We start from the raw sequence: 15,206 nt of genomic DNA, 5'->3' as shown, positions 1-15,206 counted from the left end.
AATTTTATTTGTCAGTTTTAGAAAGACCGAGCAATGTAAATATTTCAGAAGGTTTTGATGTTGTAGCAAATAATTCCATAAAAACTTCGTATAAAGATTTCTTTTGCCATTCAAGCGCTCTCCGAATTAAAAAAGGAGAAGGAGAATGGGAATTGTGCTTTAATAAATATAAATTTGCCTTTTCAATGAGAGCATAAGCATCTTCTATGGAATCAATATTTTGGTCTATTCGTATATCAGACTGACTTCTTTCAAAGGAATTATTAAAATCATCTTGCTTTAGATCTGCATAGGTTTGAAATTTTTGTTCTGTATATTCTTGAGTGCTGATCGTTGGTTCTTGTTTATCATTAATAAAAGATTCGATAAAATTAGATATATCGGTGCAAAGACTTATAAGAGCATCAAAACTCGTTTTCTCATTACACTTCTCTGCCAATTCAATAATAAAATCCTCAAGCTTCTCTAATGAATATACAATAGATTTTAACCGTTCATGTAAATCGACGATATACTCTTCTGATTCCAGTTCTAAAATGGTCCTAAATTCATTTTTATGAGAAATATTATCACTCATATTTTCCTTTAAAAAATTATCATATTTTTCCCAATCTAATATGACAACTGCCTCTTTATCGCTTTGAAAAGGTATGCAACGTATACTTAAAGGCAAATTAACTTCAAGCCAATGAAATGGCGCAAGTCTTAATTCAAGATTATCATTCTCGAGAGGGGGAAATATATCTTCCCAATTATTTAAACAAAAATAAAGCATAAGTTTCAATGCAATATCTAACCCCTGAAAACCATTTACTTTTGCTTGAGCTTCTGCATAATATGCACACACAAGTAAATCTTTCGAGTTTTCTTTTAAAATCTCTTCACAGAACTCTATTGAAGCTTGCCAATTGGGCGCTAAAACATTTTTTTTAGTCCATATTCCTTCATCCAAAAAAATACTTTCTAAATTTGCTTTTCTCATATCTTTTAATTTAATCAATTTCGGATGAAATTTAAGGTATTCTCCAAATGGTTTCTCTTCATTCACTGGAAGCACTAAGTTATTAATTTCTAAATTCATTTTATATTACCTATTTATGTATAGTGAAAATTTGGAATTGAAAAAGCAAAAAGGCATTTTCCACCCTCTATTATGAATTTGTATTTGTAAAATTTTCTACAATTAAAGGACTTTATATTATTTGACAAAATCATTATATGTTTTTCAAGACTCAAGATCTTTAATACATATTCTAAATTTACGAGTTCATCTTTCCTTACATCTACTTCAACAGAAATTCTATTTAAAAATGAGTAAAAGTCGGAACCAATCATAGATCCTTTGTTCGTATTTTTTGAATAAATCCCGCATGAACCAAGTCTAAATTGATTATTATTAATATGCTTTTTGGGAAAGTTTTCTTTTATTTCAATTTCATTTTGAAAATATTTTGCAAAAAAAGACTTGACATTTTTTTTATTATTGAGCTGAAAGTAAGCATTCTTTTGAGACGATATTTCAAAAGTATAAAGATACCTATCACGATTCATTTTAACGATAAAATCTTGAATAACAAGCTCATTGATAAAAATTTTCAGAAAATCGACTATAATTTTCTTTTTTTGTCGGGTTTGTAGAGTAAAGTTTTCTATAATATAATCAGGAATAACCATTTTAAATGGCAATCTACTTTTTACATAATTACCTTTAGAGTCTTTTATAGAAAAGCAACAAGTTGACGAAAAAAGCATACGCGGTGAATATTTAACTTTCTCAAACGAAAAAACACTGCGAATATGATTTAATGCAATATTTTGTTCCTCACGATCTGATAGAGTTTCTAATTGATGCAATTCAGTCATATCTTTTCTGCTTTAAAAATAATATAGAAATTAAAGTCTCTTATAAAATCAAAATAAGAGTTTAAAAAGGAGATTAAAAAATGTGTTCCCAATGGGAAACCTGTGACTTTAGAAAACTGCAATTTATATAATATTCCTGGCACATAATAGCTTTGATTCTTCCAAATTTGCTGAGAGAGAGTTTCTTCAACTTCAAAGCCAGTAGATTGGTTCAATAATTGTTGGAATAATATTTTTATTGGATTCTGACCTGATGATAATATTTCTATTATCTTTTTAAAATCATAATTTTTAAATGCATTTCTTGTTAAAATATCTTGATTGACCTTATACAATAATTTTATGACTTCCATGTTTTCATAAAGATCAAGTGGTTTTCGAAAGTATTTTGGCCAAATCAATGAAAACGATTTATCAATAGGTAAATCATATGCAATGCAATTGAATTGTGAGTTAGGTTTAATCCCTTCCACTAAATTTGTATTTGTACAGATCCCTGTTGGAAAAATATAATCAGGCATTTCTAAATCAAAAGAGTAAGAACTATTCTGTCGCAATAACTTCAAATATAAACAACCATTTTCACGAGTCGTATTGTTGAACGATCGTTTTGTTGCCCAATAGAAATGCTCAGTTTCTTTATTTATTATATTTTTTTTCTTATGATAATTTGGAATTTCTATTGCTTTACCGGTTGTGGAATTATAAGTAACAAGTTTTTTGACTCGCAAAACTTCAATATGATTTTGCTGATCATTGTCTACCCGCATAAGGTATTCTTTTTTTTGATCATTGCACTTGATTGGGACTAGTTTTTTTTCAAATACATTGATGACTGGTATACAGTTCAATTTAAAAAAGACACCACCTAATCTAAAAGGTATTGAGACTTCTTCATCAATTGGAATGATAAATTTTATTTTTTTTAAAATATTGATTGGTCTTTTTATATCTATTTTAAAGAAAAAATATTTTTGATAATAATTTATAAAATCAAACAATGGATGGAGTAAATTTTCTTCACAGAGATCGTAATGTCCATTGTGTTGATAAATAGGTTGCAAGGAATCTCTTGGAATTCTAATTGGGCTCGTTTCTTCATCACGAAAAATTAAAATAGGCAATTGAGAAGACAAGAGAGAATCAAAAATCGAAATGACAGATTGAAATTCTGCATCGATAAAAATGGATAATTTGGTATTTTGAAAGTCCGTTATTGGTATGGAAGATTCTATTTCAAAAATAAATGCTTTTTTATAGCCATAAATATTTTCTGTACTTGAATTAATATCTGCATAGCGGAAATTTTTTATTTCACAGCATGAAATATATGTGTCTTCCGTTGATGAAAATAAACATTCTTCTTCATCTGAATTACTCGTAGAAAAAACAGTATCTTTCTCAATTTTAAACTGAGAGATTTCTTTTTTAAAGAAACTCATACTCGGTAATATTTTTAAGATTGTGAGGCCAGGTGTAGGAGAAACTAACTCTGGAAAAATATGCTCTATAAAATTGATAGCATAGTCACTCTTTGCGAGAAAGGATTTATAATCAACTTGAGCCTTCATATAAGCAAAAGATTCAATCAGTCTTTCAGTTTCAGGATCATTGCTTTTTCTAAAAGAAAAATCAAGGTAAGGTGCAATATCAGGATTCTGTTCTGAAAATATACGACCATTGCTTCTTAATTCTTCTAAAGTGTCTGTGTATATTTTTAAAAAATCCTGATTACTATATTTTCCAGTCATTGATTATGAACTCCCATAATGCCACCTTTAACAATAGATTTACCTTTACATTCCCTGAATGATACACTGCATTTATGGAAAGTTTTGCTTCTTTTTTTAATTTATCATAGACAGAAAAATCTACTTCTACATATGATAATCTATGTTCAAATACTTGAAGAGACTTTTGCACAATTTGACACAATAGAAATCGATCGTGCTCAGAATCCATTGCAAAATGTGAGACACAAGGAATTCCGAAATGTAGGGTATTTAAATTTTGATTTTCTAAAAATTGAGAAACAGGCAAAGAACTTCGAGTGTTTAAAATATTATAAATATTTCGCGCAATAGAAAAAAAAGGGTCCTTCTTTTCAGATGGTAAATAGAAAATTTTTTTTAAGCTTTCCATTGCTTGGACCATTCTAAATGAAGATTAAAGTGGATATACTGTTCTCAGTACATCCAGGCTTTAATTAAACAAAACTTTTTGGTTTGCTGATATCCCAGCATTTTAGTGCATCGATATCTTCTAATTGGCTTACTTTAGAATAAAGACATTTTGATTTCTGTCCTTTTTTAAAATGGGCAGAGAAGTATCCAGGGACATTGTCTTGATCATTTGGATTGTAAATATTTGTACTAATTTGCAATGAATAACCTTGACCTGGATTTTTAATTACGACTAAAGTGTGATTTAAAAAGTGAAACTCATGAGCTGGAGTCACTATTTCTTTGCCATCCTTATCTGTCGTACTTTCGATTTGGATGAGCTTTATTGCCTTAACAATACGAGATTTGTCTTTAAAAACTTCAAGCCCACCAATTAGATCTGAATCGATATTTTGCATATAAAGTGTTATTTCATCAATCATATCTTTTAATTCTAATTTATTAGAACTTGCATTTTCAATAAGTTGTGGAACTGCAATATCATCTAATGAAATTGCTTCTTTAATTGTTGTAGATTTAAAATTTCCTTTTAATCCTTCTATTAATAAAAGTGCTCTCATGATATCAATTCTCCTTTAAATTTTTTTATTATGATTTTTGTGGAAGTTCTGTAACTAACCTAAGAGACACAGATAACTCATTTAAGTAAAAATGTGGCCTTAAATACATAACAGCTCTATACGCACCAACTTTTCCTGGCACTGGTAAAATATCAACTCTTGCTTCTCGTAAAGGATAACAACTCTTAATATAAGTGCTTGCAGAATCATCTAAAATAACATACCGAGAAATCCAATTGTTTAAATAATTATCTATCTCCCCCTGTGTTGTAAAAGATCCAATTTTATCGCGCATAATCACTTTTAAATAGTGAGCAAAACGCGAGACTGCCATCACGTATGGAAGTTCTATAGAAAGCTGCGCATTGGCATTGGCAAGATCATTGTCATATTCTGTTAATTTATGAATGGTTTTTGAGCCAAAAAATGTTGCTGTGTCAGTGCCACGTTTATAAACCAAAGATAAAAATCCGAGATCATCGAGCTCTTTTTCACGTCTGTCTGTAATGATCGTTTCCACAGGCATTTTAAAGGAATTGTTTCCTTCGCTGTCTACGAAAGGGTGATAAGGAAGACTATCAACAACTCCACCATTTTCCGATCCACGGATATTTGAAAACCAACCATAATCACGGAAAGAATCAACCATTCTTTGCGCTAAAGAAAATGCAGGATTTCCCCATAAATATTTATCATGCTCTGTCCCATTTAAATCTTCTTCAAAATAGAATTCCTTCACAGGTATTCCATTGGGACCATAGGGATGACGCATAATCACTCTTGGCAAAGTCAAAGTAACATATTTAGAGTCCTCAAGTTCTCTAAAACTTTGCCAAGAACCATACTCTGCAGAATTAAATAAACGGCCAAGATGACGAGGTTTATCCAAATCTTCAAAAGATTTAATATTGAAAAGTTCACTGCTTGCTGCTGCAACAAAAGGTGCATGTGCTGAGGAAGCAACTTTAGATATGGCTTTGAGACATTCAATATCTTCAAGGCCTTTTCCAAATGAATAATCCCCAACTAATAGACCGTACGGAGTTCCACCAAAAGTGCCATATTCATTTTCATAGACAAGCTTAAAAAGACCCGATTCATCAAACTCTGCTGCTGATTCTGAATCTTTTAAAATATCTTCTTTTGTGGCGTCAAGAACACGGATATGCAACTTGTCGTCTGGTTCTGCAAATTTAACCAAGGATTGCAATCCTCGCCAAGAAGCTTCCAATTTTTGAAACTCTTGATTGTGAATAATTTCATTGATTTGTTCAGAGAGAAGAGCATCGATATCTGCAATTCTTTCACTGATCATGTGTGAAATATTTTTTTTATAGGTCATGCGATCCGAAATAACTTCATCCGCAAAAACTGTTAACATTTCTTTGGCATTATTCTTTTGCTCTTCGTTTTTATTTAGATTACTAATTGTAAGAGCCTGATCGATAACAGAAATATTGACATCTTCTAAATTAAAAAATGAATTTGTTTTTATTGCAAGATCTGTTTTGAGAGTCATTTTATATCCTTTATCAACCGAGTCTTATGCTTCGCTCGTATTTGAATCATTCACTTGTTCAACTTGTGAGCTCGAAATCTGCTTTAAAGCTTCTGGAGTTTTTAAAAACTGAATTAGAGTTTCTTCAAGCTTATCGTTACAATCAACGCTAGTTTGCAATTCAATTAATTTTCTTCTTGTCTCCAGCAATACTTTCAAAGTATCAACTTTTTCAGCAATTTTTCCGGGATTAAAATCTTCAATTGATTTAAAATCAAGCTCAATTTGTTTAGATCCACCATCATTTTTGATTTTATCCAGAACTTTTATCTTCAGTTTTGGATTTATGGATTGCACAACTGAATTAAAATTCTCTTTGTTTACAGAGAGAAATTTTTCACTTTTCAGTTTTTTTGCTTTTTGATATAGATGCCCAGAAAAATTCGCCATAACGCCAATGACAAAGGGAATATCTTGTTCCTTTGGATTGCCATTTACTTCAAGATCGTATGTGATTTGCACACGCGGGGGCTTATATCCAGAAATTTTATGTTGGGTGCTCCTTGACATAATTCACATTCCTTTCATATGAGTATCAGCCTGTACGGTTTGTAGAATTGAGAAATGCTGATGACAGCACTCTTATTCGCTTATAAAGCAAATATAATGCCATACCATTTTTGTCAAAATTATTATTTTCAAAACAAAGAGAAATGTAATTTAAATAATTAAAGAAATGCTTGCTTTTAATTATTATGAATCATCAATTGTAATTGGTAAGCTACTTTGTCAGACTCTTTTAAAATTATTAAATTATATCAATATTTTTTAATAATTTTATACATCTCATTTTAAATAAAAATCAATAAAAGAACTCTATCTTAGCTTAAACTATGCTTTTTAAAGAGGAATACTCTTGAAAATAAACATTGCTTTTTAAATCACTTGCATATCAACTTTAAATATTTTAACTATTATCTGTTGGCTTGTTGCAATATATACAGGAAAAATTATGGCTGAAAATTTTAAAAAAATGCATTGCACTCTACTTTCAGGTGATTCCTTTAGTTTTGACTCAATTGATGGCGCTCAATTGTTAAGCCCAGTAAATATTTACCCTATCACTGGGAGCGGAAAATCAAGTATAAATACCAGAAATATCTGCTTAAAAGGAGATGAATCCTCTGTCGTACTTCCTGTTATCCCCTACAACACCTCTTCACATACAATTCCAGGAGTCCTCAAAGGGGAAATTAAACAATTAGCCTCTGGTAATATTGATGAAAAATCTTTCGAAGATGGAAAAAATCTTTTAAAAGTAGGTAGCAACGATGTTGAAGTAGAATATATTGTTCTCATGCCAGCAATGCAACCAGGCACCCCTCCTATTCCGGACCTATCAAAATATAAATTTTCAGGGAAAGGCGGCTTTAAACAGTTTACCCCAGAAAAAGATAATCATGTTCCTTAATGATTTGGATTTAAAAGCTGTCGAATAGCTTCGGTGGTTTTTTGCGGATCATTTTTCGCGAGATACATAATTTGCTCTTTAGGCGACATTTTATCAAAAGGCACATCCTCTTTTAACTGAACACGCCTTGCACCTGCCCCCGATCTTTCGAGTTCATAATCAAGCATTTCAAGCTGCTCTTTTGAACGTTTATCTGGATCATATGTAAGCCATTTGAAATAGGGCCGCACAAGTGCAATATATATAAAAAACATTGCAGCAATAGCAACAGCGGAAAGAATCGCTGTCTGAATTAGAGAAGCTTGCCGCGCCGAGAGAGATGCTTTTTCTGCCAATGCAAATTCATCCAATTCAAATTGCGTAGATTCCACAGTAATAGCATCACGTGCTTCTTGAAAGCCAATCGCATTCTTGACTAATTTTGTGATCATATCCATTTCTTCTTTGGTGCGCGGCACGAACTTTCCATCAACCATTTTTCCATCAACCAAAACAGATGCACTTAATTTTGTTACGTTACCAATTGGTTCAACAATTTTACTTAAAGTTTTTTTCACTTCGAAATTTAAATTTTCTGTACTCGATTTTGTACTGTTTGTCAGTCCACCTGCAATTCCAATATCTTCGCGTTCACCTGGTAAATTGCTTTTTGCCCCTGGCACACCTGTCGGATTGAGTCCGTTTCCTTGCGAGGATTGTTCGTTCCGTTGTGATGCAATTACGGCTGTTCTTTCGGGATCCACATCCGAAATTGTCGTTTCTACTTTTTTAAAATCGACAAATGCCTGAACTTTAGAAACAACCTTATCGTGCCCAACGACCCGCGCTAAAATATCTCTTATTTTTTGCTCTAACTCTCGTTCAACCCGTCTCTGATACTCTCTCTGCGCCGATGTGACTTTATCTATCCCGCCATCTTGTTCGTCTGGCTGAGTGAGCATGTTACCGTCTTGATCGACTATACTGACTGCTTTTGGTTCAAGTCCTTCAACAGCCCGTGCTGCCAAATGAATTATACCTTGAATTTGTCTTTGTGTAAGAGTTTTACTCGGCTTTAATTTTAAAAAAATACTCGCAGTGGGTGATTTTTTTTCTTCGGCAAATATGGCATTATCAGGTAAAACAATATGCACTCTGCTGTTTGCCACAGGCTCCAATTTATTAATAGTTCTTGCGAGTTCTCCTTGTAAAGCACGCAGTTTATTTATGCGTTGATCAAAGTCAGACATACCAAATGCTCTGTCATCAAACTTTTCCCAACCCACACCTATGCCCGAACTTGGTAGACCTTCTTGCGCAAGCAGCATACGAGCTTCTAATATTTTTTCTTCAGGAAATGAAAGCGTGTCCCCTTCCATTTTAAAATCTACAAATCCTGATTTTTTTAAATGTGCAAGGATTGCGGTTTTATCATCAGCAGAAAGATTCATAAATGCTGTTTCGTATTTAATTGTAGGTTTCCAGAAAATAAACATAGCTAAGGCAAAGAAAATCGTAAAAAGACCGAGAGCAATTGCAATTTTGCGACCTTTCGTCAGTCCAGCATAAAATGCTTTACTTTGAACTATAAATTGTGACCAAAATTGCCTAAATTTTTCTATCATTCCTTTTACTTTCTTCAAAGCAATTCATATTGCTAAAAAGGTTTAATTAGACTTGCATTCTCATAACCTCTTGGTATGCCTCAATCACTTTATTTCTCATCTGCACCATCATATCGAAACCAAGTTCTGCTTTTGTTACCGCCAGCATGGTTTCATGAATATTACTTGTGCGTCCCGATGCTAAATCCATACTTGCTTTTTCAGCTTCTCTTGCACCCGTATTAATTTCTTTAATTCCTTTTTCCATTAAATCGAGAAATTCAGTTGCAGAAGGATTTTTAGGAGGATTGCCTCCACCACTCGGAATACTTGAATTTACTAATTCCTGTTGTAACTTTAAAAAATGTAAATCATTTGCTGACATCACTTTTAACATGATCTGTTACCTTTAAATTATTTACCTATACTTATAGCTGTTGTTGCCATAGATTTTGTTGCATTTATTGCTTGTGTATTACTTTCAAAAGCTCGATTACTTGTGATCATATTTACCATTTCTTCCATTATTGAGATATTTGGCATGGAAACATAACCATTTTCATTTGCATCAGGATGATTAGGATTAAAAACAAGACGAGGCGCTCTTCTATCCTCTGTAATTCCATCAACTTTTACTTCTTTTAAATTTGGATCAAAAGCGAGGCGCATTAGATTATCAAAACTTAGACCTGAATTACGAGCAGTAAATAAAACATCTTTTCTTTTATAAGGACCACCTTCTTCTGTTCTAGAAGTATTTGCATTTGCAATATTCGAAGATATTACGTTCATTCGAATACGCTCTGCAGATAACCCTGATGCACTGATTTTAAGTCCTTCTAAAAAACTCATAATTTTTTACTCCTATAAGTTAATTAGTTAATATTTATCTTCCACCATTGATTGCATAACGTAACATTCCAAGTTTTCTATTCAAAGTTTCAATTGTAGCTCTATAAATCACTTGGTTACCAGCCATTTCTGTCATTTCTTGATCAACATCTACAGTATTACCGTCATTACCAATACTTTCTGTTGGTTTGACATAAAGATCTGGTTTCAAAACCCCATCAGCTCCCATGCCAGGAGCTTTTATGTGCTTAGGATTGCTTACTTTCATAATAAGATCTTTGTCAGAACCAATTGCAGCTTGTAATTGCTTTTCAAAATCAAAACCTAAAGATCTATATCCTGGTGTTAGAGAATTCGTAATATTTGCAACATTGACATCTTGTCTTTTTAATCGTTGATTTAGACTTTCTTCCAAAACAGAATCTGGTTTTCCAAATATTTGATTCCCAATAACCGTACTCATATATTCTTTCCTTCAACTTCATAGCCACAGTCAACCAGCTCATTTAATTTATAACGCAATGCCCTCAACGAAATTCCTAAAGCTTTTGCCGTGTGTGTTCTATTTCCATTCATTCTTCTAAGAGTTTGCAATATTAGTCTTTGCTCAAGCTCTCTTAAAGTCACTTGTGGCAGCGGTTCTCCCATAGCAACTTCTGTTCTGCTATTCGCTCTCATTAAATGAAGCTCTTCTACTCCAATATAATCACGGGTTGAAAGTAACACTGACCGTTGAATAACGTTACGTAATTCACGAATATTTCCTGGCCAAGTGTAAGTTCTTAGAGCTTGTTTAGCAGTTGGCGAAAGTTGAACATTTTTTGAAAATTGAATATTAAATTCACGAAGAAAAATCTCGGAATAAAAATCAATATCAACCAATCTCTGTCTCAATGCTGGAATTTCTAAATGAATGACATGTAATTTAAAGAACAAATCATTGCGAAATCTTTGTGCATTGACTTCATCTTGAATATTTTTATTACTGCATGCAATTATTCTTGCATCTGCTGCAGTACCTCGTCTAATCGCGCCTTTATTTACATCTTGTTCCTTTAATATTCTTAAAAGTTTTAACTGCATAGACGCTTCTAACTCAGTGACCTCATCGAGCATCAATGAACAAGTTTCCTGCGGACGATTGTTGTGATTTTGATTATATTCATGTGGATTTCTTTGAGCAGGAAAGAGTTCCATTTCAAAAAAATTGGCAGGAATATTTGAACTATTTGCGACTACAAAGCGACCTCTTTCTCTTCCGCCAGCAATATGAATCGCTTTTGCAAATGTTTCTTTTCCTGTTCCACTTTCACCGGTAATTAAAATAGGTACTTTAGTCGGAGCGATAGTTCTTGCTACTTCGAGAAGTTTATATATTTTTTCATCACGAGTTGGATAATGCCGTAGCATTTCTTCTTCTGATATTCTTAGATCTGTTTCATTTGGAACATTATTAGAATGAATGCTGCGTCCTTCCACAGCATTGTTACCTTGTTGTGTTCCATAGTTTGCAGAATCTATGTCAAACAATCCCATAGGACGCACATCACTCATAAACAAACCTCCCCTTAATTTCTAAATCGCCTGTTTACTTATTAAGTCTGTCAAGCCTTTCGCTCGCCAGAGAAGAGTACCGCTTGTCGTTCGTGTCGTTTGCTGCTAAGAGCCAAGCCGTTTTCGCTTTATCGAAAAGACCCGCTCTCGCATATACAACTCCTGCTTTATATGCGGCTTCGGCTCGATGCGTTCCTTGGGCTAAATTTGCCATTGCAAGAAACATATCTCCCGACTTCGCAAATCTGCCCGAATCCCGTAAATCTTCTGCATATTGCATGATTGACGCTTCAACTGTTTGAATTTCATCTAGTGACTTTGCAGGAAATGCCAGAATTTTCTCATAAAGAGGTTCGACATCAGGGGTACCGCGCAAAGCCCGAGCCCATTCACCCAGAGTTGGCAAATCGCGTTCAACATAACGTCCAAGTTTCATCTCATCTAAAAGTAAACGTAACGCTATTTTGTTACGGTAAGGAGCAACAGAAAGCTCCTTCAAAGCCTGTACAGACTTATCAGTTAATCCATCTGCTTTTCTTTTTTCATCTTGTTCAATACGGCGCAAAAATACTTCTGCGTCTGTTGGTTTATTGCTTCGATAATATAAGCGCGCTGTAATGGCAGCAGCTTCATTCTTTCTTTTTTGATCCGTCGAAGCTTGCCAGAAGGCACTGTATAGTTGAATTGCCTTTTGGTTTTCACCAACGGCATCAAAAGCTTCTGCTCTCGTAAAAAGAGACTCAGGATCAGAATAGGTAAACTCAAGCAGACTCTGCCGCGCACCTTTTTCAAAGCGTGTCCATACTTCCCACTGTTTATTTTGTGCTGTGCTCTTTAATAGATCCTTTACTCTGCTGTTCACAATATTTTCAAGAACAGCAGAGCGCTTGTCGCCGGCCACCTTCTTTTTAAATTGCTGAACGGCAGCGTCTGCAGTGTTGATATTTTCTTTTTCAACCGAAGATCTTATTTGATCATATGCACAATTTTTCAGCAAGTCAAACGGGATACTTTCAGAAGTGACACAGGCGTCTATATTTTGCTGATACGTTTTTACCGCATTCGGATTTTCATCTACGACATCATTCAAAACACGAAGTGAGGAAGCGACTTTTACGATAAGTGGATTTTTGTCATACAATGCCATTTCAGAATATTTCTGAGCATTTTGATAACCTGTTTTACCCATTCCCTTTGTCTTTGAATTGCTCAATTCATCGATATCTAACAGCCTTAATTTTGCTAATGCGGCATATTCACTGCCAGGAGAATTCAACAACAGAGACCTAAAATAATCATTCGCTAAATCAAAATTTCGTGTGAGATAAGCCGATTCTCCTGCATTCCATAAAATCTTTGGATCTGATTTAAATTTTCTTTCAGACAGTGCTACAAGTCTTCTATATATACTCAATGCTTGATCTTCATGACCACTTTTATACAGTTCTTCGGCAAAATTTTTGCCCACATCAAATTCTTCTTTTGTACCAAAAACAGAACCCATCTGCGCTTGCAACAACGTCATTCTATATTCGCTAATGGGTTTTAAAACTTCTAGTCTGCCATAAATTTCTGGTAGATTATATTCTTTATCGCTTTTTACTTTTTCTATTTTTTTGTCCGGAGTTAAAGAAACAGGTTTATTTTTATTTTCATTGCTATTAACATTTTGATTATGAGCTTCTCCTGATGAAGTAACAACTTTTTGACTTTCATTTTTTATTTGTCCATTCACTTTGGGTGTGCTTTTTTTCTCTTGCAAATCCTCATTTTGCAAATTATAAGTTGTCATTATTTCAGGAATATTTTCTTTACTTAAACCTTCTATAAAATCGGGTTGCCAATTCCAGTCCGCTTCTAAATTTTTACTTTCCGGCTCCGTTCGCCAGAAATCAATTAAAATTCTCCACGGCTTATTTTGCGTTGCGACCACCCATCCTATTGGTAAATTTTTTAATTGAATATGAATCGTGACTTCAGATTTTTCTTCACGCATATACACACGTTTAACAAAACGAGTGTCATAAAATGATGTATTATTAAACTCTTCCATCCTTGCAGGAATTATTCTTATCTGTAATGTTCTTGTTCCCTTAATAAAGCGTGTCGCATATCTCCGCGGTTCTCCCAAATCAAATACCATGCGATAACTATCTTCTCCTGCAAGAAAAGTTGGAGAAATTTTATCTTTTCTTATTTTTAATATCTCTGCATTTGCCGAGCTAGAGTCAAAGATGCCCCCCACAGCGGAAAGAAATGTAAAGAATGAATATGTGAAGAGTTTTTTCTTGAACAACTCTTCTCCCCCCAAAATAAATACGAGTCAATAAATTTCATTTCTTGTAGTTTACCTGAGAGATGTTCTATTATGTCAGTCTGAAAATTGTCAGAATGTGAAATTTTGACGTGTCAAATTGTTTATTAATGCAAATAATATACCTATTTAATGATAAAAATTTCCGCTGTCATAGTTTTTTATATTAATTTTGTTCTTGTGTTCGTGCAATTATTTGCGCGAGTTGATTTGTTCTACGTGTGAGAACATTTGCAAACTCTTTGAATTTTTTTGGATCATTTTCTATATCAATCGGATCGATCATAATTTCGGGCCAGTGAATCTGAACGGTTTTATTGGGAACTATGTCGGATTCTTCTTCTGATAGTTCAAATTTACCTAGTTTAATTAACATCAAACAATTATTCCAATTTACAGTTGTTATTCTTGCAATAGGAAAAATTTGCGGGGTGATTTCGTAATCAACGAGTAAATTTGTAAAGTTAAGAATATTATTTGATTTTATCGATTGAGTTGTTATAACAGAAAGCTCAACAATATCCTTCACATTTTTGTATAAAAATGACGCAACGAGACTTGCTATCATTCCACCAATATTATCAATAAATACCAAACGATATTTTCTTTTTCTCAGTGTTCTTCTCGCCATGCCATTTTCTGCAAAATCTATTTGTTCTGCCCAGTTACAACATAAATCCGCAATCTTTTCCAATTTTGAACTCATACTAATTATTTTAAGCGCTTTTTCTATACTTTTTTTATTAGCTTTTTTTAAAATATTTTTTGCTATAAGATTTAATTCTCTTTGTTTTAAGTCAACTTTATCATCTAAAATATGAATTTCTTGAATCAATGACAAATCACCATCGAACATGGCTGTGTACGAACGCTCGAATAAATTTTTCGTATCTAACAGCATTTCCAAAAAAATCTCTTTTTGTTCTGGTACGTCACCGTTGACAAGTTGTCTCGCCAAACTTTCAACCGCATCTCCTATGCGCTCAACATGGTGGGCAATTTTTGCGCAAGCATAAGCCAAGCGCAGCTCGTATCCCAATGGCTGCTGCGTTGCAAAAACTTGTAATATAGAAGCATCTATGGCGCGCTCGAGATTATCTATTTCCGAGTCGAGAACGACTATTTTGATCAATCGATTGGTATTTGGATGTTCAAAATGCTGTACCAAAGTTTGCAAGCCAGCATGTACCGCATCACACATCGTTCTTAATAATGATTTTACATTCGCTAACTGCATTTCAAGACTAGAAATTCTCGACATGAGGATTGCCCTTAAGTAGTTTGCATTAATTTGTGCACACTGTTACGGATAAACTGAATGTGCCACG

The 15,206-nt window shown here is 33.5% G+C and carries 15 protein-coding genes; 1 reads left to right on the top strand and 14 read right to left on the bottom strand.

Features of this window, described 5'->3' with window-relative positions:
- Nucleotides 1-4: 4 nt before the first annotated feature.
- The 7 genes from EZS29_RS04470 to tssB form a co-directional block, all read right to left on the bottom strand.
- Nucleotides 5-1,081 carry a type VI secretion system protein TssA gene (locus EZS29_RS04470; protein ID WP_130606995.1) on the bottom strand — a complete coding sequence of 359 codons (1,077 nt, stop codon included), beginning with the start codon at nucleotides 1,079-1,081 and terminating at the stop codon, nucleotides 5-7.
- 14 nt (nucleotides 1,082-1,095) lie between these two features.
- On the bottom strand, nucleotides 1,096-1,863 hold the full coding sequence (locus tag EZS29_RS04465; protein WP_130606993.1) for a hypothetical protein: 768 nt from the start codon (nucleotides 1,861-1,863) through the stop codon (nucleotides 1,096-1,098).
- The gene (locus EZS29_RS04460) at nucleotides 1,860-3,614 is read right to left on the bottom strand and encodes a type VI secretion system baseplate subunit TssF (RefSeq protein ID WP_130606991.1); all 1,755 of its coding nucleotides are present in this window, start codon (nucleotides 3,612-3,614) and stop codon (nucleotides 1,860-1,862) included. The genes EZS29_RS04465 and EZS29_RS04460 overlap by 4 nt, the downstream gene beginning before the upstream one ends.
- A complete protein-coding gene (locus tag EZS29_RS04455) occupies nucleotides 3,598-4,005 on the bottom strand; it encodes a GPW/gp25 family protein (protein WP_172603771.1) in 408 nt (135 codons plus the stop codon). The genes EZS29_RS04460 and EZS29_RS04455 overlap by 17 nt, the downstream gene beginning before the upstream one ends.
- Before the next feature lie 64 nt (nucleotides 4,006-4,069).
- Nucleotides 4,070-4,606 (bottom strand): hypothetical protein, encoded by a 537-nt coding sequence (locus EZS29_RS04450; protein ID WP_130606987.1) that lies wholly within the window; start codon nucleotides 4,604-4,606, stop codon nucleotides 4,070-4,072.
- 28 nt (nucleotides 4,607-4,634) lie between these two features.
- The gene (tssC, locus tag EZS29_RS04445; RefSeq protein ID WP_130606985.1) at nucleotides 4,635-6,125 is read right to left on the bottom strand and encodes a type VI secretion system contractile sheath large subunit; all 1,491 of its coding nucleotides are present in this window, start codon (nucleotides 6,123-6,125) and stop codon (nucleotides 4,635-4,637) included.
- A gap of 24 nt (nucleotides 6,126-6,149) precedes the next feature.
- Nucleotides 6,150-6,674 carry a type VI secretion system contractile sheath small subunit gene (gene tssB / locus EZS29_RS04440; protein WP_130606983.1) on the bottom strand — a complete coding sequence of 175 codons (525 nt, stop codon included), beginning with the start codon at nucleotides 6,672-6,674 and terminating at the stop codon, nucleotides 6,150-6,152.
- A 442-nt stretch (nucleotides 6,675-7,116) separates the two neighbouring features.
- Here tssB and EZS29_RS04435 point away from each other — a divergent pair, with 442 nt between their 5' ends.
- Nucleotides 7,117-7,575, top strand: coding sequence for a hypothetical protein (locus EZS29_RS04435; RefSeq protein ID WP_130606981.1), 459 nt, complete (start codon nucleotides 7,117-7,119; stop codon nucleotides 7,573-7,575).
- Here EZS29_RS04435 and fliF read toward each other — a convergent pair.
- From fliF to EZS29_RS04400, 7 genes are all read right to left on the bottom strand, one after another.
- A complete protein-coding gene (fliF, locus tag EZS29_RS04430; protein ID WP_130606979.1) occupies nucleotides 7,572-9,179 on the bottom strand; it encodes a flagellar basal-body MS-ring/collar protein FliF in 1,608 nt (535 codons plus the stop codon). The two genes, EZS29_RS04435 and fliF, sit on opposite strands and share 4 nt — an antisense overlap.
- A 46-nt stretch (nucleotides 9,180-9,225) precedes the next feature.
- A complete protein-coding gene (fliE, locus tag EZS29_RS04425) occupies nucleotides 9,226-9,555 on the bottom strand; it encodes a flagellar hook-basal body complex protein FliE (RefSeq protein WP_130606977.1) in 330 nt (109 codons plus the stop codon).
- 17 nt (nucleotides 9,556-9,572) lie between these two features.
- On the bottom strand, nucleotides 9,573-10,010 hold the full coding sequence (gene flgC / locus EZS29_RS04420; protein WP_130606975.1) for a flagellar basal body rod protein FlgC: 438 nt from the start codon (nucleotides 10,008-10,010) through the stop codon (nucleotides 9,573-9,575).
- 34 nt (nucleotides 10,011-10,044) lie between these two features.
- Nucleotides 10,045-10,473: a flagellar basal body rod protein FlgB gene (gene flgB, locus EZS29_RS04415; protein ID WP_130606973.1), complete on the bottom strand. Its 429-nt coding sequence runs from the start codon at nucleotides 10,471-10,473 to the stop codon at nucleotides 10,045-10,047.
- A complete protein-coding gene (locus tag EZS29_RS04410; RefSeq protein ID WP_130606971.1) occupies nucleotides 10,470-11,564 on the bottom strand; it encodes a sigma-54-dependent transcriptional regulator in 1,095 nt (364 codons plus the stop codon). Before EZS29_RS04410 ends, flgB begins: the two co-directional genes overlap by 4 nt.
- 34 nt (nucleotides 11,565-11,598) lie before the next feature.
- Nucleotides 11,599-13,860, bottom strand: coding sequence for a tetratricopeptide repeat protein (locus EZS29_RS04405; RefSeq protein ID WP_130606969.1), 2,262 nt, complete (start codon nucleotides 13,858-13,860; stop codon nucleotides 11,599-11,601).
- 184 nt (nucleotides 13,861-14,044) lie between these two features.
- Nucleotides 14,045-15,139, bottom strand: coding sequence for a phosphate signaling complex PhoU family protein (locus EZS29_RS04400; RefSeq protein ID WP_130606967.1), 1,095 nt, complete (start codon nucleotides 15,137-15,139; stop codon nucleotides 14,045-14,047).
- Between the last annotated feature and the right edge of the window lie 67 nt (nucleotides 15,140-15,206).

The sequence above is a fragment of the Fluviispira sanaruensis genome (assembly GCF_004295685.1).
GTDB lineage: Bacteria > Bdellovibrionota_B > Oligoflexia > Silvanigrellales > Silvanigrellaceae > Silvanigrella > Silvanigrella sanaruensis.
Note: the sequence above shows the minus strand (reverse complement) of the source record. Positions and strands in the feature narration are given on the sequence as shown.